At 37.5% G+C, this 26,989-nt stretch carries 26 protein-coding genes; 16 read left to right on the plus strand and 10 right to left on the minus strand.

Annotation, left to right across the window (positions count from 1 at the left end; genetic code table 11):
* Positions 1-24: 24 nt before the first annotated feature.
* Complete coding sequence (gene mnmG / locus ABLC00_RS11975) at positions 25-1,905, minus strand: tRNA uridine-5-carboxymethylaminomethyl(34) synthesis enzyme MnmG (protein WP_004886430.1); 1,881 nt, start codon at positions 1,903-1,905, stop codon at positions 25-27.
* Positions 1,906-2,137: 232 nt separating this feature from the next.
* On the opposite strand from mnmG, the gene ABLC00_RS11980 reads away from it, so the two are divergent.
* The 11 genes from ABLC00_RS11980 (at position 2,138) to ABLC00_RS12030 (ending at position 12,668) form a co-directional block, all read left to right on the plus strand.
* Positions 2,138-2,440 (plus strand): hypothetical protein, encoded by a 303-nt coding sequence (locus ABLC00_RS11980; protein ID WP_002049150.1) that lies wholly within the window; start codon positions 2,138-2,140, stop codon positions 2,438-2,440.
* A gap of 155 nt (positions 2,441-2,595) precedes the next feature.
* Positions 2,596-3,501 carry a 50S ribosomal protein L11 methyltransferase gene (gene prmA / locus ABLC00_RS11985; protein ID WP_004886427.1) on the plus strand — a complete coding sequence of 302 codons (906 nt, stop codon included), beginning with the start codon at positions 2,596-2,598 and terminating at the stop codon, positions 3,499-3,501.
* Between the two features lie 13 nt (positions 3,502-3,514).
* Entirely contained in the window at positions 3,515-4,357 is an 843-nt protein-coding gene (locus ABLC00_RS11990) for a zinc-ribbon and DUF3426 domain-containing protein (protein ID WP_004886424.1), read from the plus strand.
* Between the two features lie 376 nt (positions 4,358-4,733).
* Positions 4,734-5,003, plus strand: a complete 270-nt coding sequence (gene fis / locus ABLC00_RS11995; RefSeq protein ID WP_001086304.1) for a DNA-binding transcriptional regulator Fis — start codon at positions 4,734-4,736, stop codon at positions 5,001-5,003.
* A gap of 88 nt (positions 5,004-5,091) precedes the next feature.
* Positions 5,092-6,666, plus strand: coding sequence for a bifunctional phosphoribosylaminoimidazolecarboxamide formyltransferase/IMP cyclohydrolase (gene purH / locus ABLC00_RS12000; protein WP_004708032.1), 1,575 nt, complete (start codon positions 5,092-5,094; stop codon positions 6,664-6,666).
* Positions 6,667-6,791: 125 nt separating this feature from the next.
* A complete protein-coding gene (purD, locus tag ABLC00_RS12005) occupies positions 6,792-8,078 on the plus strand; it encodes a phosphoribosylamine--glycine ligase (RefSeq protein WP_004886419.1) in 1,287 nt (428 codons plus the stop codon).
* A gap of 471 nt (positions 8,079-8,549) precedes the next feature.
* Positions 8,550-9,422, plus strand: a complete 873-nt coding sequence (locus ABLC00_RS12010) for a MetQ/NlpA family ABC transporter substrate-binding protein (RefSeq protein ID WP_004708030.1) — start codon at positions 8,550-8,552, stop codon at positions 9,420-9,422.
* A 75-nt stretch (positions 9,423-9,497) separates the two neighbouring features.
* Positions 9,498-10,523: a methionine ABC transporter ATP-binding protein gene (locus ABLC00_RS12015; RefSeq protein WP_004708029.1), complete on the plus strand. Its 1,026-nt coding sequence runs from the start codon at positions 9,498-9,500 to the stop codon at positions 10,521-10,523.
* Positions 10,520-11,215 (plus strand): methionine ABC transporter permease, encoded by a 696-nt coding sequence (locus ABLC00_RS12020; protein ID WP_004708028.1) that lies wholly within the window; start codon positions 10,520-10,522, stop codon positions 11,213-11,215. Before ABLC00_RS12015 ends, ABLC00_RS12020 begins: the two co-directional genes overlap by 4 nt.
* 162 nt (positions 11,216-11,377) lie before the next feature.
* On the plus strand, positions 11,378-12,109 hold the full coding sequence (gene gloB / locus ABLC00_RS12025) for a hydroxyacylglutathione hydrolase (protein WP_004708027.1): 732 nt from the start codon (positions 11,378-11,380) through the stop codon (positions 12,107-12,109).
* 355 nt (positions 12,110-12,464) lie between these two features.
* Positions 12,465-12,668 carry a hypothetical protein gene (locus ABLC00_RS12030; RefSeq protein WP_000758190.1) on the plus strand — a complete coding sequence of 68 codons (204 nt, stop codon included), beginning with the start codon at positions 12,465-12,467 and terminating at the stop codon, positions 12,666-12,668.
* Positions 12,669-12,910: 242 nt separating this feature from the next.
* Here the strand turns inward: ABLC00_RS12030 and ABLC00_RS12035 are convergent, their stop codons facing one another.
* Positions 12,911-14,209: a dicarboxylate/amino acid:cation symporter gene (locus ABLC00_RS12035; RefSeq protein ID WP_002049225.1), complete on the minus strand. Its 1,299-nt coding sequence runs from the start codon at positions 14,207-14,209 to the stop codon at positions 12,911-12,913.
* 479 nt (positions 14,210-14,688) lie between these two features.
* Positions 14,689-15,246: a TetR/AcrR family transcriptional regulator gene (locus ABLC00_RS12040; RefSeq protein WP_002049198.1), complete on the minus strand. Its 558-nt coding sequence runs from the start codon at positions 15,244-15,246 to the stop codon at positions 14,689-14,691.
* A 137-nt stretch (positions 15,247-15,383) separates the two neighbouring features.
* Between ABLC00_RS12040 and ABLC00_RS12045 the strand changes: the two genes are divergently transcribed.
* A complete protein-coding gene (locus ABLC00_RS12045) occupies positions 15,384-16,586 on the plus strand; it encodes an MFS transporter (protein WP_006580569.1) in 1,203 nt (400 codons plus the stop codon).
* A gap of 58 nt (positions 16,587-16,644) precedes the next feature.
* Here the strand turns inward: ABLC00_RS12045 and ABLC00_RS12050 are convergent, their stop codons facing one another.
* The gene (locus ABLC00_RS12050) at positions 16,645-17,097 is read right to left on the minus strand and encodes a GNAT family N-acetyltransferase (protein WP_004886414.1); all 453 of its coding nucleotides are present in this window, start codon (positions 17,095-17,097) and stop codon (positions 16,645-16,647) included.
* A gap of 27 nt (positions 17,098-17,124) precedes the next feature.
* Entirely contained in the window at positions 17,125-18,498 is a 1,374-nt protein-coding gene (locus tag ABLC00_RS12055; protein WP_004886413.1) for a sorbosone dehydrogenase family protein, read from the minus strand.
* A 350-nt stretch (positions 18,499-18,848) separates the two neighbouring features.
* On the opposite strand from ABLC00_RS12055, the gene yddG reads away from it, so the two are divergent.
* From yddG to ABLC00_RS12075, 4 genes are all read left to right on the plus strand, one after another.
* Positions 18,849-19,760 (plus strand): aromatic amino acid DMT transporter YddG, encoded by a 912-nt coding sequence (gene yddG, locus ABLC00_RS12060; RefSeq protein ID WP_004886412.1) that lies wholly within the window; start codon positions 18,849-18,851, stop codon positions 19,758-19,760.
* 274 nt (positions 19,761-20,034) lie between these two features.
* Entirely contained in the window at positions 20,035-20,607 is a 573-nt protein-coding gene (locus ABLC00_RS12065; protein WP_017393557.1) for a nuclear transport factor 2 family protein, read from the plus strand.
* Entirely contained in the window at positions 20,574-21,068 is a 495-nt protein-coding gene (locus ABLC00_RS12070) for a chalcone isomerase family protein (protein ID WP_004886410.1), read from the plus strand. Before ABLC00_RS12065 ends, ABLC00_RS12070 begins: the two co-directional genes overlap by 34 nt.
* 17 nt (positions 21,069-21,085) lie before the next feature.
* Positions 21,086-21,781, plus strand: a complete 696-nt coding sequence (locus tag ABLC00_RS12075; protein ID WP_004708019.1) for a response regulator transcription factor — start codon at positions 21,086-21,088, stop codon at positions 21,779-21,781.
* On the opposite strand, the gene ABLC00_RS12080 is transcribed toward ABLC00_RS12075, so the two are convergent.
* The 5 genes from ABLC00_RS12080 to ABLC00_RS12100 are packed head-to-tail and all read right to left on the minus strand — an operon-like array spanning position 21,778 to position 26,986.
* Positions 21,778-23,103 carry a HAMP domain-containing sensor histidine kinase gene (locus ABLC00_RS12080; protein ID WP_004708017.1) on the minus strand — a complete coding sequence of 442 codons (1,326 nt, stop codon included), beginning with the start codon at positions 23,101-23,103 and terminating at the stop codon, positions 21,778-21,780. The genes ABLC00_RS12075 and ABLC00_RS12080 overlap by 4 nt on opposite strands.
* Before the next feature lie 28 nt (positions 23,104-23,131).
* A complete protein-coding gene (locus ABLC00_RS12085; RefSeq protein WP_002049152.1) occupies positions 23,132-24,181 on the minus strand; it encodes a cyclopropane-fatty-acyl-phospholipid synthase family protein in 1,050 nt (349 codons plus the stop codon).
* 8 nt (positions 24,182-24,189) lie between these two features.
* Positions 24,190-24,969 carry a DUF1295 domain-containing protein gene (locus ABLC00_RS12090; protein ID WP_033846035.1) on the minus strand — a complete coding sequence of 260 codons (780 nt, stop codon included), beginning with the start codon at positions 24,967-24,969 and terminating at the stop codon, positions 24,190-24,192.
* 29 nt (positions 24,970-24,998) lie between these two features.
* The gene (locus ABLC00_RS12095) at positions 24,999-26,198 is read right to left on the minus strand and encodes a cyclopropane-fatty-acyl-phospholipid synthase family protein (protein ID WP_004886395.1); all 1,200 of its coding nucleotides are present in this window, start codon (positions 26,196-26,198) and stop codon (positions 24,999-25,001) included.
* Positions 26,195-26,986 (minus strand): DUF1365 domain-containing protein, encoded by a 792-nt coding sequence (locus tag ABLC00_RS12100; protein WP_022575458.1) that lies wholly within the window; start codon positions 26,984-26,986, stop codon positions 26,195-26,197. The genes ABLC00_RS12095 and ABLC00_RS12100 overlap by 4 nt, the downstream gene beginning before the upstream one ends.
* Between the last annotated feature and the right edge of the window lie 3 nt (positions 26,987-26,989).

Below are 26,989 nucleotides of genomic sequence, written 5' to 3' on the forward strand. Positions count from 1 at the left end.
TGGGCTTTTTTAATTACTAAATGATTAAGCTGTTTTTTTGACCATGTTATTTTTACGAATCGTGATCATTACAAGTTGAACAGCTGCTGGGGTAACACCAGGAATACGACTTGCTTGAGCCAATGTTTCCGGACGCACAGTTTTTAACTTCTGAGTAATTTCACGAGATAAACCTGAAACAACATCATAATCAAAATCGGCAGGAATCTTGGTTTCTTCAAGACGCTTTAACTGAGCTACATCTTCATGCTGACGGTTAATATAACCTTCATATTTAACCGCGATCTCGATTTGCTCACCCACTTGTTCTGAAACTTCTGAACCCGTAAGTTCTGCGATTTGAGCAAAACTAATATTAGGACGTTTGAGTAAATCAATCGCACTACATTCTTTACTCAAGTCAGCACCAGTCATTTCGACAAACTTTTTACCCATTGGGTTATTAGGCGCTGCCCATAAATGCTGTAATCGAGATGTTTCACGTTCAACTGCTTCCATTTTTTCACAATAAGCAGCCCAACGAACATCATCAACTAAACCAAGCTCACGACCAATAGTTGTTAAACGTTGATCGGCATTATCTTCACGTAACATCAAACGATATTCCGCACGTGAAGTGAACATGCGGTATGGTTCTTTCGTACCCAAGGTGATCAAATCGTCAACCAATACGCCCATATAAGCTTGGTCACGTTTCGGTGTCCATTCTTCTTGCTCCCAGGCACGGCGAGCAGCATTTAGACCTGCAAGTAAACCTTGGGCACCAGCTTCTTCATAACCGGTAGTACCATTAATTTGACCAGCAAAATACAAGCCGTTAATAGCTTTGGTTTCAAGGGTAAATTTCAATGCTTGCGGATTAAAATAGTCATATTCAATTGCGTAGCCCGGACGCAAAATGTGGGCATTTTCCATACCACGAATTGAGCGTACAAGTTCAAACTGAACATCAAATGGTAATGAAGTCGAAATACCATTTGGATAAAGCTCATGTGTATCAAGACCTTCTGGCTCTAAAAACACCTGATGTGAGTCTTTATCAGAAAAACGATGAATTTTGTCTTCAATTGATGGGCAGTAACGTGGACCTACACCCTCAATAACCCCGGTATACATTGGTGAACGATCTAAACCACCACGGATAATGTCATGGGTTTTTTCATTGGTATGTGTGATATAGCAGTTCACTTGTTCAGGATGCATTGAAGCATCCCCCATAAATGACATCACCGGAGATGGGAAGTCACCTGGTTGTGGTGTCATAACAGAGAAGTCAACTGAACGGGCATCAATACGCGGTGGAGTACCTGTTTTTAAACGACCTACTGGTAGTTTTAATTCACGCAGACGCTGAGCAAGAGCAATAGAAGGAGGATCTCCTGCACGACCACCGCTTGATTTTTCTAAACCAACGTGAATAACACCACCCAAGAATGTACCTGTAGTCAATACAACAGTTTTTGCATCAAAGCGAATACCCATTTGGGTCACAACACCCTTAACGGTATCGCCTTCCACAATCAGGTCATCGGCCGCTTGTTGGAAAATATCAAGATTTGCTTGGTTTTCTAATGTCTCGCGAATAGCAGCTTTATAACGGACACGGTCTGCCTGAGCACGTGTTGCACGCACTGCGGCACCTTTACGCGAGTTTAAAATACGGAATTGAATACCGCCTTTATCGGCAGCTAATGCCATTGCACCACCAAGTGCATCAATTTCACGTACTAAGTGTGATTTACCAATACCACCAATTGCTGGGTTACAGCTCATCTGACCCAAAGTCTCAATGTTATGGGTCAAAAGCAAAGTCTGTCGTCCCATACGCGCCGCAGCAAGTGCCGCTTCCGTACCTGCGTGACCGCCACCGATAACGATAACATCATAAACTTTAGGATAGTGCATGAGTACAAAAACACCAGAAAAAAAAGACGGAACATTATAGCAAAATTATCTGCTTATTGATGTACATAATTACAAAATTGTCATCACATGATTTACGCTACACCACATGTTTTGACATTTTGTTTCAGGAATTCAATACAAAGTGAATGTTTTTAAAAATTTTTCATTCTAGAATAAAAAACGTACAGCACTTCTACGACTTTAAAATTAACGCAACGAGAAGGAACACAAAATGAAAACGACCATGTTAAAAATCTTAACTGCATCTCTCCTTTGTTTTTCAGGCGTAACGTTGACCCACGCTGCGACTAATCATAATGCCAAATCGACTCATACTACTAAATCGAGTCATACTGCTAAAACAAGCAAGCATGCTGCAGAGTCAGGTACATCAGTAACGCAAAAAGAACTGAGAGCTTGTGCTAAAAAACGTCAGGGTGATTGGGTTTCTTACAGCCATAATGGTGCAACCTTCAATGGTACTTGCCAACCAAACGAAAATGGCAAACTACAATTTAAGGCCCCTGCTCCCTAATATAGTTTGAACCTAAGGTATAGAAAAAAGTTTTAATTTTTCTATAACACAGCGAAATTTTCAAAAAGCGGTCCATTAAAGATGGGCCGTTTTCTTTTTTAAACCATTCTAGTCGGCTACAATACACCTTTAAATAAAATTTTTAGGTCCTTTTCGTGAAGTGGTTACAAATACACATTACCGTTGATCAAGAACAAGTTGAATTCACAGAAACACTTTTAATGTCTCTAGGTGCGGTAAGCGTAACGCTGGATGATGCTGAAGATCAGGCTTTGCTTGAACCATTACCAGGCGAAACACCTTTATGGAATAAAGTTATTGTTACAGGTATTTATCAACAAGACGAACAAGACCCAATTGATGTTGACACTTTAGAAGCTTTCTTAAAAGCTCAACTTCCAGATGTACCTATGCGTCATGAAGAACTTGAAGACCAAGTTTGGGAACGTGCATGGATGGATTATTATGAACCGATTCAAATTGGGGAAAAATTCTGGATCGTACCTGAGTGGCTAGAACCACCAGAAGCAGATGCGACTAATATTAAACTTGATCCAGGCCTTGCTTTTGGTACAGGTAACCATGCAAGTACATTCTTATGTTTACAATGGTTAGGTAAAACCGATGTAAAAGATAAAATCGTTATTGATTATGGTTGTGGTTCAGGCATTTTAGGCGTTGCAGCTTTATTATTAGGTGCTAAAAAAGTCTATGCTACAGATATTGACCCTCAAGCTGTTCTTGCGACAAAACAAAATGCAGAACTCAATGGGGTTTTAGACCGCCTATATGTGGGTCTTCCTGAAGAGTTCGATCAAGAATTCAAACCTCAACAGGCAGACGTTTTAGTTGCAAATATTTTAGCAGGACCGCTCATGGCACTTGCGCCAGAGTTTGCACAATTACTGAAATCTAATGGTGATTTCGCACTTGCTGGTGTAATTGAAGAGCAAGTAGCTGATGTTTCAGGTGTTTATTCTGAATTTTTTGATATATTAGATGTCGAAAAGCGCGAAGAAAACTGGTGCCGCATTTCAGGAAAACGTAAAACAATAAATTGAGATTATTTAACTCATGAATGAAAAACAAACCCGCTGCCCTAAGTGTTTAACAGTTTATAAAGTTTCTCTTACCCAGTTAACTGTTGCTCAGGGTATGGTTTGTTGCCCTAAATGTAATTTAAATTTTAATGCTCTTACCAACTTGGTTAACGTTGAGCTCCCAGAAGCAACAAACTCATCTGTTTTAGCTGACGGCTCGATTCAAACACGATATATGACACATTCTCATGTGTTAGATATCTTTGATCAGAAAGTTGAAAACTCTAATATTGATCTTTTGACATATTTAAATAATTTAAATTACTTCCACAACGAGCCCATCAATGCTCTTCCCAACCTCAACTTAGCTGAACAAGCAACTTCACCCGAACAGGATAATGGTAAAAAGCATAGCTGGTTGTACTATACACTTTGGAGTTCTGCGAATCTGATTCTGATTTTAGTTTTTACTTTTCAGATTCTCTGGTTCAACCCAAAACTTATGCAGCAAAGCCCTGCTATTAGCCATGCATTTAATTATGTCTGTCAAATACTGCACTGCAGTAAGTCAGCTGAACAATATCAACTTCTTTATATAGAAAAGGTAAAGCTACGTAGAATAGATATAGAACATACTCGATTTTCTGGCGTTCTAGTCAATCAAAATAATAAAAGTATTGAGTTACCAAACCTAAAATTAAGTTTTGGTCAAGAAGGCAATCAAGAAGAGATCATTTTTACTCCTCAACAATACTTGGTTGAAAATTTACGAGGCATTCAACGTATCCCAACTAATACACCGTTTAAATTTCAATTTGATTTAAATAAAAGCAAAAAAAGCCTAGTAAATTATCGATTAGAAATTGTCCACCCCTAATTTGTAAAAAAAGTGAAAAAAAAATAAAAAAAAATGCAGTTAATTTGCTCACTTTTTCCTAGACAATGGTATGATACGCGCCACGAAAGCTTTGACTCATATACTCCTCGCTCTCAATTCAAAAAATATACTGTTAAGCATGTGTGCTTTTCTAAATTAAGCGCATAGCCTAACTTTTTTTGTTTTTGAGGGGGCTGTAACAAATATTTAACTATTGTTACGCTTATTTTTTACTCAATACGAAGATTTATGGCAAGCTAATTGTTCTTATGTTTTAGAGTCACTGTTTTAGGATCTAAAACAGGACTCCGTATTTTTAGACCACATTTATATACTACTTTACCCAAGCTAGTATTTGATTTTCGGATTAACTCGCATGAATAGCAAATCTCCTATTTTTACTGCACAATCTGATGTTGCTCTTCGCATCCACGTGGATCGCGCAGTTCGTCATTATTTTGCACAATTGCAAGGTGAGCAACCATCTCAGGTATATGACATGGTGCTAGCAGAAATGGAGAAACCTCTTTTATCTGTAGTTCTTGAATATACTCGTGGCAACCAAACACGTGCCGCAGAGATTCTTGGACTAAACCGCGGCACTTTACGCAAAAAGTTAAAAGCTCACGGTTTAATGAGTGAATAAATGATAAAATGCTCACGACGTCGTGGGCATTTTTTTATGCTTCTAATTGGTTTTAATCCGTAGACTTGAAATTGTTGACTTGAACATCATGACTATTAAACGTGCTTTGATTTCTGTATCAGACAAAACAGGAATTGTCGAATTTGCTCAAAACCTTGCAGCTTTAGGGGTAGAATTATTATCTACAGGCGGCACATACAAGTTGCTTAAAGATAATAACATTGCTGTTGTTGAAGTATCTGAACATACTGGTTTCCCAGAAATGATGGATGGCCGTGTAAAAACACTACATCCAAAAATTCATGGCGGCATTTTAGCTCGTCGTGGTCTAGACGAAGCAGTTATGCAAGAACACAACATTGATCCAATCGATCTAGTTGTTGTCAACCTTTATCCATTTGCAGCTACAGTTGCTAAACCTAACTGCTCTCTTGCTGATGCTATCGAAAATATCGACATCGGTGGTCCGACAATGGTACGTGCTGCTGCTAAGAACCATGCCTCTGTAGGTATTGTTGTAAATGCTTCAGATTACGATACAGTGATTAGCGAATTAAAAGCTACAGGTTCACTTTCTTATGAAACACGCTTCGATTTAGCGGTTAAAGCATTTGAACATACAGCTCAATACGACGGTATGATCGCTTCTTACTTAGGCGCTCGCGTTGGTAAGACCGAAGGTGAAGCTGATTTATTCCCTCGTACGTTCAACACTCAATTAAATAAAGCACAAGATTTACGTTACGGTGAAAACCCACATCAATCTGCTGCTTTCTATGTTGAAGCAAACGCAAAAGAAGCTTCTGTTTCTACAGCAAAACAATTACAAGGCAAAGAATTGTCTTATAACAATATTGCTGACACAGATGCTGCACTTGAATGTGTTAAATCATTTGCTAAACCAGCTTGTGTCATCGTAAAACATGCTAACCCTTGTGGTGTTGCGGTTTCTTTAGACGGTATTAAAGCTGCTTATGATTTAGCTTATGCAACAGATCCAGAATCTGCTTTCGGTGGCATTATTGCATTTAACCGTGAGTTAGATGTTGCAACTGCTCAAGCAATTGTTGACCGTCAATTCGTCGAAGTTATTATTGCTCCAAGCATTGCTGATGGCGTACTTGAGGTAACTGGTGCGAAGAAAAATGTTCGTGTTTTAGTATGTGGCGAATTACCTGCAATTGATGCACGTGCTCCGCAACTTGACTATAAACGCGTTAACGGTGGCTTACTTGTTCAAGACCAGGACTTGGGCATGATCACTAAAGATGATCTTAAAGTAGTTACTAAACGTGCTCCTACTGAACAAGAAATTGATGACCTTATTTTCGCATGGAAAGTTGCGAAATATGTAAAATCAAACGCTATTGTTTATGCAAAAAACCGTCAAACTATTGGTGTAGGCGCGGGTCAAATGAGCCGTGTTAACTCAGCACGTATTGCTGCAATTAAAGCAGAGCATGCTGGTTTGGTTGTTGAAGGCGCTGTTATGGCATCTGATGCATTCTTCCCATTCCGTGACGGTATTGATAATGCAGCTAAAGCTGGCATTAAATGTATCATTCAACCGGGTGGTTCTATGCGTGATGAAGAAGTTATTGCGGCAGCTGATGAAGCTGGTATTGCAATGGTCTTCACTGGTATGCGCCATTTCCGCCACTAATTTAAATTTAGTCCTCCCTAACCCTCCTTTTATTCAGGAGGGTTTTCCACAATAATGGAACTATCTCTCCACTTCGAGAAATAGAGGGGGATGAAAAAGGATTAAAGTTAAGGAACAAATTAAAAATGAATATTTTAGTTTTAGGTAGTGGTGGTCGTGAGCATGCTTTAGCATGGAAAATCGCGCAAGATACCAAAGTTACTCAAGTTTTTGTTGCGCCTGGTAATGCCGGAACGGCAACAGAAGCAAAATGCGTTAACGTCCAACTTGATATTTTGGACAACCCTGCAATTATTGCTTTTGCTAAAGAAAATAATGTTGAGCTGATTGTTGTTGGTCCAGAAGCACCATTAGTAAATGGTGTAGTAGATGCTGCACGTGAAGCTGGTTTAAAAATTTGGGGCCCTACTCAATATGCAGCGCAGCTTGAAGGCTCAAAAGCGTTTGCTAAACATTTTTTAAAACGCCATAACATTCCAACTGCTTTTTACGAAGTATTTACTGAAGTTGATGCAGCGAAAGCTTACGTTGAAAAAAATGGCGCACCAATTGTAATTAAAGCTGACGGTCTAGCGGCAGGTAAAGGTGTCATCGTTGCAATGACCAACGAAGAAGCTTTTGCAGCAATTGATGACATGCTTGCAGGCAACAAATTTGGTGATGCAGGTTCACGTGTCGTAATTGAACAATTCCTCGCTGGTGAAGAAGCTTCTTTCATTTGTATGATTGATGGTAAAAATATTTTACCAATGGCAACTTCACAAGATCACAAACGTATTTTTGAAGGCGACCAAGGACCAAACACTGGCGGTATGGGTGCCTACTCTCCTGCTCCAGTTGTAACTCCAGACGTATTTGAACGTGTGATGACTGAAATTATGCGTCCAACTGTTGATGGTATGGCTGCTGACGGTCATATTTACACTGGTTTCTTGTATGCTGGTTTAATGATTGATGAACAAGGTCAACCACGCGTAATCGAATTTAACTGCCGTTTCGGTGATCCTGAAACTCAACCAATCATGATGCGCTTAAAGTCATCTCTTGTTGATTTGGTTGAAGCAGGTATCGCGGGTAACTTACCAAGCGAAGCTGAGTGGGATGAGCGTAAGTCAATCGGTGTTGTACTTGCAGCAGAAGGATACCCAGATAGCGTACGTAAAGGCGATGTGATTTCTGGTATCGGCCAATCACCAGAAGATACTAAAATCTTCCACGCAGGTACTGCAACTCGTGAAGATGGTCACATTGTGACTTCTGGTGGACGTGTACTTTGCGTAACTGCTTTAGGTGACAGCGTTCTTGAAGCACAAATTAATGCTTTAGAAGTATGCGGCCAAGTAACTTTCACAGGTATGCAATACCGTAGTGACATCGGTTACCGCGCGATTGCACGTGAAAAAGCTGAATAAAAGTTAGCAAAAAAAGCTTCCTATTTAGGGAGCTTTTTTATTTTGTACACCAATAGAAGAAAATGATATAAATTTTTATAAGATTTATTAAGATATCAACAAATAGAAAAAAGCCCTCTATATCAACTACATTTTTATTGCTATCATTAGTACATAGTTGTAACTGTCATCAGACACTGCTGTTTTAATAATTTCCATAAAGACTTGCTCTACAAATTATGCCTGTAGAGAGTTTTTTAATATTCTAAATTTATGAATGCTCGTTTGGCTACTGTTGGGGATGAACTGTTTGGGGAAACAGTTTTTGTTTATTAAACAATTACCCTCTGTTATAGCCAAAATATGCAAGCAAATTATGGAACCCCAGAAAAAGATCACAGAGTTTAGACTAGTTGTAATTCCAACTCCTCTTTTTTCATATTGATATAGATCAATCGTTATTGTTCTATATCTTAATCAGGACTTTTTTAAATGAAAAAGCTGATCAGCCTTTTTTTAAGCATGTCAGTAGTATTATTGACAGCATGTAGCAAACAAGAAAATGCTCAACAAGCCGAACAAAACAATGATAGTTCCAAAGTACAAAAGGTAGTAATTGCCTCTACAGGTTCGGATGCTGACATTTGGCGTTATATCGCATCTTTACCTGAAACCCAAGCTGCTGGACTGAAGTTAGAAGTAAAAAACTTCTCAGACTCCGTTTCAATGAATACAGCAGTTGCAAATAAAGAAGTAGATTTGAACGCATTCCAAGCTTATTCTTATCTTACTGTATTTAATAATTCAAACCCGGATAAGATTGCAGCGGTTTCTACCACTTATATTGAGCCAATGGGGATTTATTCAAGTAAATACAAAAAAATTGAAGAACTTCCTGAAGGTGCAATTATTTCAATCCCGGATGATGCTGCCAGCGAATCTCGTGCGCTACTCTTGTTACAAACTGCTGGCTTAATCAAGCTTAAAGCTGACTATAATCCTGTTCAGGGCAGTCCAATTGATGTTATCGAAAATCCCAAAAAGATCAACATCAAACCAATCAAAATGGAAACTGCATTACGTCTTAAAAATGAATTTGATGCAGTTGTATTAAATAATACCATAGCACTCGAGGGAGGTTTAAACGTACTCAAAGATTCTATGTTCTATGAACCTATTGATCAAATCTCAAAAATTAGTGTAAACGTTCTAGCAACTGCTGAATCACGTAAAAATGATCCTGTCTTGCAAAAAGTTGGTAAGCTTTACCACACTGCAGCTGTTAAAAAATACATTGAAGAACACTTTGGTGGAACAAAAGTTGACGTAGACAAACCAATCAGCTATCTCTCAGAAGCTAAATAGTAATATAATAGCCCAAACGTGAAACAGGCAAATTATCTTTGCCTGTTTTTTCTTTCAAGCATAGTTTCTGACGATATGATTCAATTTAAAAACATTTCAAAGCACTATCAGCTCAAAAGCCAAACCATACGCGCACTCGATCAAATCAATTTAGAGATTCCAGAGGGCAGTATTTTCGGCATTATTGGCTATAGTGGTGCAGGTAAAAGTACTTTAATTCGCCTGATTAATTTACTCGAACGACCAAATGAAGGTCAGATTATTATTAATCAAAAGGACTTCACTGCTTTAGATGCACGTTCATTACGTCAGGAGCGTGCAAATATTGGTATGATTTTTCAGCATTTCAATTTGCTTCAAACCAAAACAGTTGCTGAAAATATCGAAATGCCAATGCGCCTGCTAAATTATAAAAAAGCAGAACGTGAAAAGCGTTTAAATGAATTATTAGAGTTTATTGATCTTAAGCATAAAAAAGATGCCTATCCAGATGAACTCTCTGGCGGTCAAAAGCAACGTGTTGGTATTGCGCGTGCTTTAGCAAACCATCCTAAAATTTTATTATGTGATGAAGCCACATCTGCACTAGATCCGCAAACTACTCAATCAGTTCTAGAGCTTTTAAAGAAAATCAATCAAGAACAGAAAATCACAATTGTTATGGTTACTCATGAAATGGATGTCATTGAATCTATTTGTGACCATGTTGCAGTTATGGAAGCTGGTAAAGTGATTGAGCAAGGCTCAACTATTGATATTTTTAGTAATCCTCAGCATCCAACAACTAAAAACTTTATACAAACTGTTTTACATCAGCAGTTACCAGTTAACATTCTAAATCAATTAGAAAATCAGCATCACCACAGCATCTATTGCCTACAATTCTTAGGACGTTCGGCTCAAGAACCTGTAATTCAGTCACTTATTAAACAATATGATATTAGTTTAAATATCTTATTTGCCAATATGACTGAAATTAATGGCACAGTGATTGGTCAAATGTTTGTACAGCTTTTAGGTGACCCGCAGTTGATCAGTCAAGCGATTGAGTTTTTAGAGAAAAATGAAGTGAGCGTAGTTCAATCAGGAGATCAAGTATGAGAGATTTAATCGTACAATGGTTAACTGAACTTACTCAGCCTTTCTGGCAAAGTTCCCTTTCTATGGACCAGTTTGTAACTGCATTACAAGAAACCTTTAATATGGTGTTCTTTGCACTTATATTTGGTGGTATTTGGGGCTTCATCCAAGGCATTATTCTGCTTGTAACTCGCCCTGAAGGGATCTTACCAAACAAATTCATTTATCATTTGCTTAACCCAATTGTAAATGCATTGCGTTCTCTGCCATTTATTATTTTACTTATTGCAGTTATTCCACTTACAAAGTTCTTGGTAGGTACTTCGATTGGTACATGGGCGGCAATCGTTCCTTTAACGATTTATGTTGGACCATATATGGGCCGACTTATTGAAACTTCCCTACTTGAAGTAAATGAAGGAATTATCGAATCTGCTCAAGCAATGGGTGCAACGCCTTGGCAGATTATTTCACGCTTTATTTTACCTGAAGCTCGCAGTTCTCTTATTTTGAACTTAACAACTGCTACGATTAGCCTTATCGGCGCGACTGCTATGGCGGGTGCGGTTGGTGCTGGTGGTATTGGTGACTTAGCAATTTCTTATGGTTATCAACGTTTTGATACAAGCGTCGTAATTTTAACAGTGATTATCCTCTTGCTCTTAGTACAGATTGTACAGACTTTGGGCAACTGGCTCTCTAAGATACGTTAAATCATTTATATACAAATCAAAGCTCCCTAAACGGGGGCTTTTTTTGTTTTTAGAAGTTTTTGTCATCAAACAGTTGAGTACGTGGCTTAATAGCATTTTCTGTTATCATCAGAATTAGCGATTACTCATTTACTCTTTGGATTTAGTTTCAGGATAAAAACAATGCGTTATAGAATTCATTTTATTGATGTGCAAAATGCCCTACAAAACTATATCTGGATTTTAGAAGATACTGAAACTCATGAAGCTGTTGCAGTTGATCCAACAGAAGCTGAGTTAGTCACTCAATTTTGTGATGAGCATCATTTAACTTTAAAGCAAATTTGGCTTACACATTGGCATAAAGATCATATTGGTGGCGTTGCAGATTTAATGGCAAATTCCACTCTAGCTGTATATGGTCCAAGAGACGAATTAAGTAAAATTCCTGGTATTACCCATCCCCTTCAACATGATGACCATCTAAAGTTTAATGATTTAAAAGCAGAGATTATTGCGACACCTGGTCATACCTTAGGACACATTGTTTATTTTATTGAAGAGTTGAATGCGCTCTTTTGTGGAGATACTTTGTTTGCAATGGGATGTGGCCGACTATTTGAAGGTACGGCAGAACAAATGTATCACTCTTTAAATCGACTTGCTGCCCTTCCAACCACAACTAAAGTCTATTGCACACATGAATATACGCTTTCTAATGCTGAGTTTGCTTTAAGCGTAGAACCTGAAAATCATGCCTTACAAGAACGTGCAGAACAAGTTCGTAAGCTTCGCACGGAAGGTAAAATTACCCTACCAAGTAGTATTGAACTTGAGTTGGCAACCAATCCATTTTTACGTGCTGAAAGTGTAGATGAGTTCGCTCAATTACGTAGTTTAAAAGATAATTTCTAATTTTTTGGCTTTATATAAAGATACAGTTTAATTTTAAGAACTGTATCTTTTTGAATAAGGCATGTTTCGTGAAATTATTTTTTACATTTATTGATTTTAAATTAATTTGTTTTGATTAAAATTTACTCTAATTCTTATATTTTAAAATAATTATAAAAATTAAATAGTTAAATTTTATTAGTGATAAAAATGATTACACAAAAACTGAATAAATTCATAAAATGAAGAAGATTGGTTTATCTCTATTACTTTTTTTACAAGTTGCAAAATAAAACAAAGTTTTCCCCCTTTAAAAAATCCTAGTAAATCCCTATTAATAAATAAGGTGTAAGACACGGATAGAAGGAGTTCTCACGTGAAAAAGGTTGTTAAAGCTAAAAATTTAATTGCGTTCCGTATTTGGTTAGAAAAATTAGGATATTCGGTTAAAAATCTTGCCGATGGAAAAGGTTTCACTTTCAGTTTTAAAAAAGAATATGGTTTAGTCACGTGTGATTTGGCTGGTAATGCCTTAGCGATGCAATTAGGTGAAGAGTTTGAGGATCACTTAAAAGCGTAAGCTTGAGCTGTTTTGCATATACTATTTTTAGTATAGGCACCTCAAAAGTTCTACTTCATAAGTAGATCTATATGAGAGTTTGTGAGAAATTTTATACTGACCTCCCATAATTAAGCATTTACATAGAAGATAGTTTTTTTAAATTAAATTTTCGACTAGATAAAATAAAACCTGTAGCATGGCGCCTCTCCCAAATTGCCAATTGCTACAGGTTTTTTATTTCGAATTAAAATTTTAAATAATTAATTCGTTTTAGATTTTCCTAATGCTTTATCTAGAACGTCCTTGTCCAGAGCTTTGTCCCAACGAGCAACAACAATTGTTGCACATGCATTACCAATTAAATTAGTTAAAGCACGACACTCAGACATAAAACGGTCAATACCTAAAATTAGCGCCATACCTGCCACTGGTACAGATGGAACAACCGACAAAGTAGCGGCCAGTGTAATAAAGCCTGCGCCCGTTACCCCTGCTGCACCTTTTGAACTCACCATTGCCACTAAAAGTAATGCAAGCTGCTCACTAATGGATAAGTCTACATTACATGCTTGTGCAATAAATAAAGCAGCCATAGTCATATAAATATTAGTACCATCAAGGTTAAATGAGTAACCTGTAGGAATGACTAAGCCCACTACAGATTTTTCGCAACCTGCTTTTTGCATTTTATCCATGAGGGAAGGTAAAGCAGCTTCAGATGAACTTGTACCTAAAACCAACCAAAGCTCGTCTTTGATATAACGAATCAAAGCAATAATTGAAAAGCCGTTATAGCGCGCCACAGCACCTAGAACAATTAATACAAACAGCACAGCTGTAATATAGAAAGTCATAATCAACAGTAATAGATTACCAATTGATTCGATCCCATATGCGCCGATAGTAAATGCCATAGCCCCAAAAGCACCAATTGGCGCAAGTTTCATTAACATGCCAACTAAGTAGAAAACTGGAGCAGTAAGGTTATTTAGGAAATCAGTGATTGGACGCGCACGATCACCTAAAGCAGCTAAAGAAATACCAAATAACACCGCCACAAATAGAACCTGCAAGATTTCACCACCAGCAAGCGGACTTACCAGTGTTTGCGGGATAATATTCATGAAGAAGTCAGTAATATTGGTAGCATGAGCCTTCTCAACGTAAGTATTTACTTTATCGCTGACTAAGGTCGCTGGATCAATATTTAGGCCTTTACCAGGTTGAATGATGTTTGCCACAATCATACCAACCACAAGTGCAAGACTTGAGAAAGTAATGAAATATAGCATAGCTTTACCAGTCACACGTCCAACTCGACTCATGTTCGTCATGCTGGCAATACCAGTAACCACGGTCAAAAAGATTACGGGAGCAATAATCATTTTAACGATCTTGATGAATGCATCACCAAGCGGTTTTAAGCTTTGTCCAAGTTCAGGGTAAAAATGACCTATTAAAACGCCTAAAATAATTGCAAAAATGACCTGTACATACAAAATTTGGTGAAACTTCTGTTTTTTCTGTACCGTTTCTTGGTCAAGGGTATTGAAATCCATTATCTAAATACCTGTTCGATGGGGATAAAAAATAAAATATAAAGCGTGCACCACAAGCTGCTTTAAAGGAAGTGAAGTCATTGTAAAGAATAAAAAACACCCTGTGTCATAAATTTAAAAAATGTTAAATTCAAAAATCATGTATATTTTTGTATACAAAACAATTATTTTACGGAATTTTTAAAAAATTAAATTTCTTAAAAATAATTAAAATTCAAGATAACTCAATGTTTATTATATGATTTATATTCTTTAAAACTTCCTTAAATGCTTTCAGTATTAATCTTATAATGACTAAAATCATCATTTCAAAAGTAAATGATTAAAATAAATTCATATTTATTCTAAATTATGAGAATTTAATTTTTAAATAATAAGAAATATTGATATATAATTGTTTAATAAAAACAAAAACCTATATGCTTAGGCTAATTAAATGAGCCATTTTTAACTAAAAAGACGAACATATTTCTATGATTTTAAATAAATAGGCGTTTTAAAAGACTACGTACATAATCTAAATTTAATTCCTGATTGGTAAATAGAATCCGAAATAACATGGGAGCAATTACAGTTTCGATAATTTCTTGGTTCGGTATAGTGAACTCATTTCGTAATTTTGCACGATTTTGAATAATGTCGAGTTGCTGAATAATTAAACTTTCGCACATACGTGCATTAGAATCCGAATTTGATGTATACAGAACATCTCGTAATAAATCTTGTCCCACCTCCGAAGCATATTCTTCAAAATATTGCTCAACCCATGCTGTGATATCTTGTTTAAACGAACCTAAATCTTTGGGTTCCATATCAGGTTTAAGTTCATTTAAAGCTACATCTGAAAATAACTGATTGATGTCTCCCCATCGACGATAAATAGTTGAAGGTGTTACTCCCGCCTGTGAAGCGATCATTGGAATGGTAATCTGGCTTTGCTCGAAATCTTTTTGTAATTCTTTTACAGCATTATGTACCGCGGTTTGTATTCTTTCGCTACGGCCACCAGGGCGTAATCCAGTAACAACTTTTGCCATTTATAAACTCTGTAAAGGTCTCGAAAAATTTATAAATATTTATATCTATATACAAAATACACTAAAGCTAAGGATTTGCTTTAGTGTAAAAATAATGTATAAAAGCTAAATATTCGCTTTTATGTTATTCATGTTCTATGAACAATTCAAGTTCAAAACGGTCAAGAGCTGTTTTTCAATTAGATGCCGCGAGTGCTTTGACACTCAATACAATTACGCTCATGACATTTATGGCTGCATCTAGTGCACCAACCCCACTCTACCGCCTATACCAACAGCTCTGGCAATTTTCACCTGTCACACTGACTTTAATTTTTGCAACCTATGCTTTTACACTGCTGGGATCATTACTCATTATTGGGTCACTGTCTGACTATATTGGACGTCGTCCAGTCATCATTGCCGCTATTTCTCTGCAAATTATTTCGATGAGTTTTTTCTTATTTGCATCAGATGTTTCAATGTTATTTATTGCACGAGGCTTACAAGGTATAGCAACTGGTCTTGCAGTTTCTGCTATAGGGGCAGCAATTTTAGATTTTAGTAAGTTACATGGTTCACTGATTAATAGTATCGCACCCATGATAGGCATGGCTGTTGGGATTTTTCTGACCTGTTCTATTTTACAGTTTTCTACTCAACCCTTACGGGTAGTTTTTGAGTTCTTATGCTTTCTTCTTATTTTGGAACTCATTTTAAGTTTTCTTACTCCTGAAACAGCGCAAAAAAGATCCGGCGCACTTGCCTCTTTAAAACCTGCGATGGCGATTCCTCCACAAACGAAAAGCGCTTTATTGACTATTAGTCCAATTAATATTGCACTATGGATGGTTAGTGGTTTCTTCTTGTCACTCATGCCATCGTTATTGGCAAAAATTTTCCATACTTCATCTGCATGGCTAAATGGTATTACCTTTATGGCGCTCGCCCTTTCAGGTGCGGCAGGTATATTAACGCTTAGAAAGTCGACAAATTTCCGTATTTTATTAACCGGTACGCTCTCGATTGCTATCGGTGCTATTGTCTTATTCATCGCCATTAACCTAACCAATGCTGTAGTTCTATTTTTAGGTTCTATTATTACTGGAGTTGGTTTTGGTACGGCGTTTATGGGGGCCATTCGTAGTGTAATGCCATTGGCTCTTCCTGAAGAACGTGCGGGCCTTATGGCTGCTTTTTTTGTTGAAAGCTATTTGGCTTTTAGTATTCCAGCGATTTTAGCGGGGTATTTTGTAGGTAAAATTGGGCTGATGAGTACAGCAAATAGTTATATTGGTTTTATTATTTTATTGTCACTGGTTGCCCTTCTGATGATTATTAAAAATTTTAAAAATAAATAAGTCATAAAAAATAGCCTCACTCGAGGCTATTTTTTTAATAGACGCTTTTTAAATTCTATTAAAAAGTATCTGCGACATACATACGCACCATCTCGCCTTCCTCATCCTTTACCAACGTTAAAAACCGCCAACCACATTTTTCATAAAACTCGGTATGGTCTGTTATTAAATAAAGTGTTTGGATGCCCTGATTACTCAAGTCTTCACGTACAAAATCTAAAATGTGTTTTGCAATGTTTTGGTTTCGATAGTTCTCTTCTACAAATAAAGCACATAAGTTTGGGGTTAAATCTTTACGCTCATGGAAGTCATTATCAATGACTCCCGCTCCAGCAATTAAATGCTTATTTTCATTTAAAACAATGTACCACTGTGGAATAGCATGCTTTTGATCGATGGAAATCTGGATACTCTCAAGATAGGCTTCCACAGGGATTTGCCACTTTTCAGAGAACCACTGTGCAGCCATTTCTTTGTATTGAGGGTAATCAGATAACCGTAATATTTGCATAAAATAGACCTATTCTGTCCAACCTTTTTAAGGTTGAGTCACTGAACTACTAATGGTTTGTTGGGTTGGACTCTCATACGTTGTTTCAGCAACTGGTGAAACACGCCAAATCGTATTACCGACATCATCTGCAACTAACACAGCTCCTGAAAAATCAATTGCCACCCCAACTGGACGCCCATACGCTTTGCCTTTATCACTTAAAAACCCCGTCAAAATATCTTGCGGTGGACCAGAAGGCTGACCACTTCTAAATGGTACAAAAATGACTTTATAACCACTATGAGGCTTGCGGTTCCATGAACCATGCTGACCGATGATCGCCCCACCTCTAAATTGTGGCATCAATTCGGCTGCATAAAATGCGAGGCCTAAAGAAGCAGTATGGTTACCTAATGCATAGTCAGGTTTAATTGCCCGAGCCACCATTTCAGGATTTTGTGGTTTTACACGTACATCTACATGTTGACCATAGTAGCTATAAGGCCAGCCGTAAAAAGCGCCATCTTGAACTGAGGTCATATAGTCTGGTACTAGGTCACTACCAATTTCATCGCGCTCATTAACCACCGTCCAGAGTTTACCGCTTTGAGGTTGCCAAGCCATACCATTTGGATTACGCAGTCCAGTTGCAAATGGACGTGACTGCCCACTTGCGATGTCAAACTCCATAATTTGTGCGCGGCCTTTTTCTTGATCTAAACCATTTTCAGCTACATTACTATTGGAGCCGACGGTAATGTAGAGCTTTGTCCCTTCACGATTGGCAATGACGTTTTTGGTCCAATGATGATTTAAAGGACCACCCGGTAAATCTAGTACTTTAGTACCACTGGCAGTAATTTTGGTTGCGCCTTCTTGGTAAGGGAAACGCATAAGTGAATCTGTATTGGCAACATACAAATAGTTCCCCACCAGTGCCATACCAAATGGTGAATTTAGATTTTGAAGAAATACGGTTTTGTGGTCAGCTATTCCATCTCCATTGGTATCACGAAGTAAAGTAATACGGTTAGCACTCGGATGAGATGATCCTGCTCGTCTCATCACAAAAGTCATAATTTTACCTTTAATGCCTTTGCTGTCTTCTGGTTTAGGCGGAGCATCTGTTTCAGCGACCAATACATCACCATTCGGTAATACATAGAGCCAACGTGGATGTTCAAGTCCTTTAGCAAATGCTTTTACCTTTAAGCCTTCTGCCGGAGTTGGTGCAACACCACTAGGCCAGCCCTTCGCTGGTGCTATATTTACGGTTGGAATTAAGCTTGTTTTTGGTTCAGGTAACTTTGGTTCTGGACCGTAACTCTCGGTAATTGGATATTGAGAGGATGAAGCACATCCTGTAAGTACACATACAACGGTAGTACCTAAAGTCGGCAGTAAAAAACGTGTAAGCATCTTTTATCTCCATTTCTTATTTTTTCGCAATATGCACAGGGTAATGCTTTAGGAGAGAGACTTATAGTTTATTTATTTAACTGTGCTCGGCATTAACGGCTATATTTTTAAACTTTTAATACATAACTGGGTGTTTTCTAGACGTTTAGCATTACTTTAATGCTTAGCTATAAATTGATACCTTACATTTAGTTTAATTACCTAAAGTATTTATGTTTGCTGATAATCATTTATTAGGTAATTATCTATCCGTGCCTATTTTTTAATTAAAAATTCCTTTACCCTGACTTACTTTAATTATTTTAACTTTCACTGTAGCTCAGGTGTTCAACTAAGTTCATTTATTTCTTATGTCAAAAAATTTAGCAACATTGATTGGTTTAAGTGCCATCCTGATGTGGGCCTCTATGGTGGGTTTTGTAAAACATATTACGACCGTGATTGGACCAGATGTTGGCATTACACTGATCTATTCACTAAGTGCGTTGCTACTGCTTATTATTTTTAGAGTGCCAAACTTTAAGTTAATTTCTAAAAAATATTTAATTTTAGGTGCAATTTTATTTATCGCTTATGAACTCTGCTTTTCGTTTGCACTTGCCTATTCAAAGACAGCGCAACAAGCGATTGAAGTCAGCATTGTGAACTACCTTTGGCCAAGCTTGACTGTTTTAGCTTTTGTTATTTTTAAAGAGCTAAAATTTAATATCTTTATTATTTTAGGTTTAATTATTTCGATTTTCGGCATTACTTTTATTCAGACCGGAAATGGCGATTTTAGTCTAAGTCGAGTTATAGACAATTTTTATAGTAATCCTCTAAGTTATATTTTGGCTTTTATAGGTGCAATTATTTGGGCTTTGTATTGTGTATTAACCAAGAAAATAGGTAAAGGACAAAACCCTATTTCTATTTTCTTTATTGGCGTCGCTCTAACATTGTGGTTAAAGCTATTCTTTAGCGGTCAAGCTGTTTTACCTACACTCGATTTAAATACGACTTTATCTCTCGTCTTTGCCTCTACAGCAATTGGACTAGGTTATGCAGCATGGAATATTGGCATTATTCATGGCAACACCACGATGCTAGTGGTGGCTTCTTACTTCACTCCAATCATTTCATCTTTACTGGCCATGCTGGTTTTACAAACCGAGTTATCAATCAGCTTTTGGCAAGGAACCGCTATGGTTACAGCCGGTTCACTCATCTGCTGGCTTTCAACAAATTGGATAGTAATCCGCTCTTATTTCAAAAAGAATTAAAAGCAGTGATGAGTAACAGAACTAGCATTAGTTTTTTTGCTCTAAAGCAAAATTTACAGCTTCTTTGGCATGACTAGAAGGAAATTGCTGTTTATCTTTTCTTAGCCTAGTTATTTTTAATATTAAAAAATATACAGCCTCAAAATTATCTTCAAACAAGCAAACAAGAATCTGTAGTTCTCCCTTTAACGTGAAAACTAAAAACTCAAGAATTCACGCAAATTTCACGACAGCCTCTTTAAGTTAATTTTATAAAGTTGGCTAGGATTTAAATATGAAAATTATAACCACTGCCCTAGGGCTGATTACCTTAGTAGGTCTAACAGCATGCAAAAGCGTGCCTAGTTACTCAGGTGATTATGGTAAAGCCGAACGACAAATTACTGGCGTCACATTAAATGATGAGCAAGCACTGGAGATTGGTCACCGTTTTGTTGCTGCGTTTAACACTTTAGGCACACCTTCTTTTGTAAGTAATGCGAGTCAACTTTATGCGGATCAGCTCTATATCAACGATACACTTTCCCAGTTCTCGCAAAAAAAAGATCTAATTAAACACTTTGAGGGTATGAACGCACGAGTAAGTAACGTCACTGTAAAACTGATTAGCGCAACTCACCATCAAGATACAGCCTATATTCATTGGTATATGGCTTATGACTTTAAAATGCTAGGCCGTACAAAAACCATGGCTTCTTATGGCATTAGTCAAATCAAAATTAATGAACAACAACAAATTATTTTCCAACAAGACTTCTGGGACCCTGCGAATGGTCTCTACCGTTCTTTACCTGTATTTGGAGGAGTTTATAAATGGATATTGCCATTCAAAAAAGTCGAATCTTAATACTACTGGGTATTTTAATTGCGTCTCATGCAAATGCTGCTGAACTGAAAAAATGCAGTTCAGCTCCTTTAATGGTAACGAGTCAAAAAGTCGGAAATGTTAGCTACTTTTCTGAAGATTGCCTAAAAAGTTGGCAGAACCAAAGCATAAAAATGGACTTTAGTTATAACCGAGATATTCCTGAGTGGGCATTTAAGCGAGCAGCAACTCACTATTTAAAGAAGAATATTAGTGGATTTGATGCGAAATCCCCGCTTAATCATATTAATGAGCTTTATAGACCAATCAAGAGCGGAGATTTATATAGTCTTTCTTATCACCATGAAAATCAAAAACTAGAGCTAAAATTAAACCAGAAGCTACTCGGTTCTATAATTAATCCGAATGCAAATCAATATTTTAAAATCTGGTTTGGTACTGAACCATTTAATGCTAAATTAAAACAACAACTATTAAATTAATGGCTTAATAAAATCTCATGGGTAATCATTTTATCCTCATGGTTGAGGACCATTTTGAACTGGCGGCGACCGTGTGTGAATTTCTTGAAGTACATGGTTACGTCATCGATCATGCGCGTAATTTAGATGCGGCACGTTCTTTTCTTAAGTCACAGCATTATCATCTTTTGTTGCTCGATATCAACTTACCCGATGGCTCAGGTTATGACTTGTGTAACTGGCTACGAACCGAACAAGGCATTGATATGCCAATTCTTATGCTCACTGCTAGAGATACTTTAGATGACAAACTTAAAGGATTTACTGCTGGCACGGATGATTATTTAGTTAAACCATTTGATTTTAATGAGTTGGTCATGCGTATTCGAGCACTGATCAAGAGAGCGGCTGGTGAAGTCGCAAATCATAAAATTCAAATTCATGATTTAATTCTCGACAGCGCAACTCAAACTGTTATTCGTGCCGGAAACAATATCGAATTACCCCCTATTCAATTTAAATTATTAAAAATTTTGATGCGTCAGTCTCCTAAAGTAGTAACTAAACAGGAACTTATGATGGAGCTATGGGGTGATGAAGAACCTGAAAGTGATGCTTTGCGCAGCCACATCTATAACTTAAGGAAAATGATAGATAAACCTTTTGACCCTAAACTATTACATACAGTAGCAGGCGTCGGTTTAAAAATTGCTTTAGACGATACTGCCGATTAATTTAAATAGACGACTACTATTAAACCTGTGGTCATCTCTAAGTCCAGCTCAGGATGAGTCGTTAAGTAATATTGCCGATCAAACAACTCAACTCGCCAACCTAATTGTTTGCAAAGCTTTTGGACCAATTGCAACCCGATGCCGTGTCCTTTGGCTTTTAAAGAAAGTTGCGAGTCGCTAAGTTCCTGAACTTTCATATCATTAGGTAAAGAAATTCCGATACCATTATCAGCAATAATCAAGCTGTTTTTTTGTTGGATAATATCGATTTGTGAACCTTGGGAATAATTCAGAGCATTACGCAAAATATTGCCTAGAACCATTTTAGTCATAGAAGGATATAACCAGCGTGGTTGTTCGGCTGAGTCCGGGTGAATATGAATATGTATACCTTTACTCACACTTACCCCTTCTAAACTTTCGACTAAATCCCTCACAATTTCAGATAATAAATTCTTTTCAGACGGTAAATTTTTTACCGTATTACGGGCAATTGCGAGCAAGGTGTCGACGAGCAATTGCATGTCTTCAATTGTATTGTGAAGACGAGTTAAAGATTTGTCTTCTCCATATTTAGTCTGACAAAGTTGTACATTGCCTTTTAAAATCGTGAGCGGCGTGCGTAACTCATGGCTGACATCGCCGGTAAATTCTCGCTCGCGTCGAATAAATTCACTTAAAACCTGATGATATTTTTCCAAGGCTTGTTTGAGATATTCCGCCTCCATATTGCCATTGGTATTGATGTCTTTAAAAGGTGAAGCTTGTGTATCTTGGTGTGCCCAATCAATATTTTCTAATGCATTTGCCAAACGGGTAATAGGGGAAAAATAGCGTCTTGCTCTTCGATTTGACCACCACAAAAAGCTATATAAAACAGATAAACTAAACATAAGTGGTGCGAGACCAAAAAGCCAAACCAGCTTATTGACATTACTTTCGCCAAATACCAACAGTACATGCTGACCATTACGTTCACCATATACCGTCATACGTTCTTTGCCATCAACAAATATCCGATGTACCCCACTTTCTAGATGCATATCTTTAAAAGGTTGTGGGGCTACTTGAGTATTCCACCGATATCCATATAAATTTTTAGTATCTGGCAGGTCTGCATTTGGGTTACGTTCTATACGCAACCAGTAATGTTCCATTTCTTGTTCTAAAGCGGTTTTAAGTAACGAGCCTTTAATCACCCAAGCACTACAAGCCAACCCGACCACAATTGATAAGGCAATTAGACCAATCTGCAACCAATAATATCGATTGAACATTTGGGCTAATGGATGAGCTTTGCCATCGTTTCGAGTTCTTATCATATTTTATCGCCGAGATAGGCTATCGAAATTACAATGATCTCTTTTTAAATAAAAAGTGACCAATGACCCACTCTTGTCCTTGTTCAAAACCAAAAAGTTCAGCACAAGCCATGAAGAAAATACGCCAGCGTTGCCACCAAATATTGGCATCTTTCCCATAGATCTTTTTAAACAGTGGCTTGAGCTCTTCCTCTTGATTATCCATATTATTAAGCCAAGCATTTGCCGTTCTCATATAGTGCTCACCCGACCATTGCCAATGTTGAGCCAACTCTAAATGCTCTTGAAAATGCAAAAAAGTTGAAGTCGAAGGCATTAAACCGCCAGTAAAGAAATACTTAGACATCCAATCATAGTCTGATTTTACTTCAAAAGGATAATGCAAAAAGCGATGACAGAAAATATGACACCAGAGTAATCCTTCCGGCTTTAACCACTGCTGAATTTTTTCAAAAAGTCGCTGATAGTTTCGAACGTGTTCAAACATTTCGACCGATACAACACGATCAAATCGGGCTTGGTCTAATTCGAGAACATTCACATCACAGGTCAGTACTTCAATATTGCTTAAACCTCTTAACTTTGCTTGCCCGAGAATATGCTTTTTCTGGGTTGCAGAATTTGAAACAGCCGTAATCTGTGATCGTGGATAGTTTTCTGCCATCCACAAAGTTAAAGAACCCCAACCGCAACCTAACTCTAAAATGTGTTGACCATTTTTAAGTTGTGCTCTTTCACAATAAAGCTGAAGTGCAAGCTCTTCTGCCTGATCTAAAGTTGTTGTTTTGGTGGGAAAGTAACATGCACTATATTTAAGTCTTTTTCCAAGCACCGCCTGAAAAAACTCGGTTGGTAACTCATAGTGCTGCTCGTTTGCCTTATCTGTTTCAACGGCGATTTCGCTCTTTTTCAGCATATTAAGCACATCCATATAGCGCTGTGCCCCTTGTTCAGGGTCATAGCGGCCTTCCTGAATTAAACGCTTTTTGCTTAAAGCTCGAATTGCAGCCCGAATTGCATGGTCTGGAATCACACCACTTTCAACAATTTTCAAAGACTGATGAACGATAAAATCCATATGCGCACCTATTTTTTTGGTTTCCGCGGTATAAATATTGACGTTTTTTGTTGATAATCAAGATAATTTTGACCGCGACTTTTAATTGCCTGTTTTTCACTAAATGGAATACCTGTGACGTAATATAAAAATAGCCACATGAGGACCGGATAAATCCACAATAAATATTGGCCTGCTGCTAAACCAATAATTGGATAGGCAAACCAGTGTAACCATTCAAAAAAATAATTGGGATGACGGGAATAGCGCCATAAACCTTGGTCCATGGTTTTACCCTGATGTTCTGGGTTTAATTTGAATCGGTATAGCTGCTGATCAGCGAACTGCTCTCCTATAAAGGCGATTCCCATAACTACAGCAGCAATAATTAGGGTAATTTTATATCCGCTGTCCCATGCAGTTGCCTCTACATTGAGTAATATCCACATCGGCAAAAAGAATAAAAGCACTAAAAAGGTTTGAAAGATAAAAAATAAGAAAAAACCTAAATGCTGAAACTTACCCATTGCCTGTCGCATACTGGCGTAACGACCATCTTCATTCTGTTCAGATTGATAACGTCTTAACAAGTGCCAAAATAATCTTAAAAACCATAATCCACTGAAAAGACCAATAAACAGTCGCACTTCGACAGGAGCAACCGAAATGAGTAAAGAAGAAACAATAATGTTCACTGCCAGACAGAAACTCCATGCGGCGTCTACAATTCCGGCACGACCATTTAGAGTTGCAAGTAGCCAACTGAGCAACATGATCAGTAAATCCAGAATTAATAAATTCCATAACATGCGCATTCTCCTTGCTTGATGTGTTTGAGTTAGTAACTGCTACTTTCAAACAACAAGTGAACGTTGCTTATCACACCTTCTTTAAAGCCACCCTCGCAATAACATAAATAAAAATCCCACATACGTATGAAGTTTTCATCGAAACCTAAAGCCAAAACCTGCTCTCGGGCTGCTAAAAATCGCGCTCGCCAGTGATGAATGGTTTGCGCATAACTTAGACCAATGTCATTTAAAGACTTTAACCTTAAACCACTTTCAGACGCGGTTTGAGTCAATACAGTTATGCTAGGAATAAAGCTACCAGGGAAAATATAGCGTTTAATATAATCAACAGTGTTGAGTGCTTTCTTATAGCGGAAATCTTCAATGGTAATGGCTTGAATAAACGCTAAACCTTTTGGTTTTAATAGTGCTTTGCACTGGTCAAAATATGTCGATAAATACTGTGCACCAACTGCCTCAACCATTTCAATTGACACCAACTTGTCAAACTTACCTTCAAGCAGACGGTAGTCTTTGAGTTGTACATCAATTCGGTGAGATAGTCCTGCTTCATTTACGCGAGTAATGGCTTCATCATATTGAGCCTGTGAAATGGTAATGGTGGTCACTCTACAGCCATAGTGTTGAGCTGCATAAATTGCAAAACCACCCCACCCACTTCCAATTTCAACCAAATGATCCATTGGTTTTAAATCGAGCTTTTTACAGATAATCTCTTTTTTTAAATCTGATGCTTCTTCGAGAGTCATGGTTTCATTTTCAAAGACTGCACTCGAATACATTAAAGTCGGATCTAAAAACAATTTAAAAAAGTCATTGCTTAAGTCGTAGTGCTCAGCAATATTTTTACGGCTACCACTTATGGAATTCTTCCGGTTTTGATACCAGGCCTTAAGAAAAAACTGACTGGCTTGGGCAACAACATTCTGGTTGATTTGGTCTAATACATCTCGATTACGCGCTAATATCTGAATCAACTCGACAAGTTGCTCACTGCTCCAATCACCACGGATATACCCTTCTGCTGCTCCTAAAACACCATTTTTTAAAATGAGATCCATCAGTAGAGGATTATGAACTTCAATTACAGCGTGAAGATCTGAAACTTCACCGACCGTCCCATTCCACGCGCCCTGAAAAGTAATCTGTCCATGACGTAATTTAAGAAGACTCTTGAGCAGTAATGGTAGCGAGTCATCTTCACCATAAAGAAATGTTTTTATCATGTCTTATCTACCTTGATCTTTTTAGGATGACGATAAAATGGAACTTTTTTTCGCCACAACTTAAATGCCTCTAAATATATGGAAAACAGCATTTTAAAAGGCGCTAGGCTGTTGATAAGAGCATATCGATATTGCTGTGAAGGAAATGTGATGGGCACAAGTTCAAAGCGCATAGTGGCATCAAAGACTTGTTTTTTCTCTTCAAAGAGCTGCATATGAATAACATTTTGTAAGTCTGAAAAACTAAATCGCCAACGGTAAGTCAACTGCATGGGCATGAACGGCGAAACATGAAATGATTTTTCAAAGTTAAAATCGAAACTCTGATAATCACCCACCTGACCTTGTTGTTTTATACAGTCGTGTGTATAGACTTTTCGCTCATTCCACGGGGTATTGGTAATTTCACTAAGAATAAATAGCGGTTGGCCTGTTTGACTTAAAACAAAATAAAATACGACTGAATTAAACCGAAAACCCAAACAACGAGGCAAAGCCAATACTCTGATTTGCCAATCTGAACCCATATATAAGTTGTTATTTTGCAGTAGCGCTTTTCCTACCCGATCCCTTACCGAACCGCTATACATATTTAAAAAATCACTTTCGGATAGTTTTAATACATTCCAATGATCAGTCGACCAAAATAAACAATCTTGTGTAATTTCATTTAATTGATCTGGGTCAAACCATAAATAATTTAAGGTCGATGTAAATTGGTGAGTTTTGGGACTATAACGTCTATGACGAATAAGTGCGGGAGCGATAGCCAGTTTAGTTAATAACATTTG

Source organism: Acinetobacter nosocomialis, from assembly GCF_041021905.1.
In the GTDB taxonomy this organism is placed as follows: Bacteria; Pseudomonadota; Gammaproteobacteria; order Pseudomonadales; family Moraxellaceae; genus Acinetobacter; species Acinetobacter nosocomialis.

Excerpts from the sequence above, each read along its gene's own strand:
- ABLC00_RS12100 (WP_022575458.1), bottom strand. The coding sequence starts at position 26,986 with ATGTTATTAACTAAACTGGCTATCGCTCCCGCACTTATTCGTCATAGA.
- ABLC00_RS12080 (WP_004708017.1), bottom strand. The coding sequence starts at position 23,103 with ATGATAAGAACTCGAAACGATGGCAAAGCTCATCCATTAGCCCAAATG.
- ABLC00_RS12095 (WP_004886395.1), bottom strand. The coding sequence starts at position 26,198 with ATGATAAAAACATTTCTTTATGGTGAAGATGACTCGCTACCATTACTG.
- ABLC00_RS12070 (WP_004886410.1), top strand. The coding sequence starts at position 20,574 with ATGGATATTGCCATTCAAAAAAGTCGAATCTTAATACTACTGGGTATT.
- ABLC00_RS12040 (WP_002049198.1), bottom strand. The coding sequence starts at position 15,246 with ATGGCAAAAGTTGTTACTGGATTACGCCCTGGTGGCCGTAGCGAAAGA.
- purH (WP_004708032.1), top strand. The coding sequence starts at position 5,092 with ATGACTATTAAACGTGCTTTGATTTCTGTATCAGACAAAACAGGAATT.
- ABLC00_RS12020 (WP_004708028.1), top strand. The coding sequence starts at position 10,520 with ATGAGAGATTTAATCGTACAATGGTTAACTGAACTTACTCAGCCTTTC.
- ABLC00_RS12050 (WP_004886414.1), bottom strand. The coding sequence starts at position 17,097 with ATGCAAATATTACGGTTATCTGATTACCCTCAATACAAAGAAATGGCT.
- fis (WP_001086304.1), top strand. The coding sequence starts at position 4,734 with ATGAATAGCAAATCTCCTATTTTTACTGCACAATCTGATGTTGCTCTT.
- mnmG (WP_004886430.1), bottom strand. The coding sequence starts at position 1,905 with ATGCACTATCCTAAAGTTTATGATGTTATCGTTATCGGTGGCGGTCAC.
- ABLC00_RS11980 (WP_002049150.1), top strand. The coding sequence starts at position 2,138 with ATGAAAACGACCATGTTAAAAATCTTAACTGCATCTCTCCTTTGTTTT.
- ABLC00_RS12035 (WP_002049225.1), bottom strand. The coding sequence starts at position 14,209 with ATGGATTTCAATACCCTTGACCAAGAAACGGTACAGAAAAAACAGAAG.
- ABLC00_RS12085 (WP_002049152.1), bottom strand. The coding sequence starts at position 24,181 with ATGGATTTTATCGTTCATCAGTCTTTGAAAATTGTTGAAAGTGGTGTG.
- yddG (WP_004886412.1), top strand. The coding sequence starts at position 18,849 with ATGTCAAAAAATTTAGCAACATTGATTGGTTTAAGTGCCATCCTGATG.
- ABLC00_RS12055 (WP_004886413.1), bottom strand. The coding sequence starts at position 18,498 with ATGCTTACACGTTTTTTACTGCCGACTTTAGGTACTACCGTTGTATGT.
- ABLC00_RS12075 (WP_004708019.1), top strand. The coding sequence starts at position 21,086 with ATGGGTAATCATTTTATCCTCATGGTTGAGGACCATTTTGAACTGGCG.
- ABLC00_RS12090 (WP_033846035.1), bottom strand. The coding sequence starts at position 24,969 with ATGTTATGGAATTTATTAATTCTGGATTTACTGATCATGTTGCTCAGT.
- ABLC00_RS12015 (WP_004708029.1), top strand. The coding sequence starts at position 9,498 with ATGATTCAATTTAAAAACATTTCAAAGCACTATCAGCTCAAAAGCCAA.
- gloB (WP_004708027.1), top strand. The coding sequence starts at position 11,378 with ATGCGTTATAGAATTCATTTTATTGATGTGCAAAATGCCCTACAAAAC.
- ABLC00_RS11990 (WP_004886424.1), top strand. The coding sequence starts at position 3,515 with ATGAATGAAAAACAAACCCGCTGCCCTAAGTGTTTAACAGTTTATAAA.
- ABLC00_RS12065 (WP_017393557.1), top strand. The coding sequence starts at position 20,035 with ATGAAAATTATAACCACTGCCCTAGGGCTGATTACCTTAGTAGGTCTA.
- purD (WP_004886419.1), top strand. The coding sequence starts at position 6,792 with ATGAATATTTTAGTTTTAGGTAGTGGTGGTCGTGAGCATGCTTTAGCA.
- ABLC00_RS12045 (WP_006580569.1), top strand. The coding sequence starts at position 15,384 with ATGAACAATTCAAGTTCAAAACGGTCAAGAGCTGTTTTTCAATTAGAT.
- ABLC00_RS12010 (WP_004708030.1), top strand. The coding sequence starts at position 8,550 with ATGAAAAAGCTGATCAGCCTTTTTTTAAGCATGTCAGTAGTATTATTG.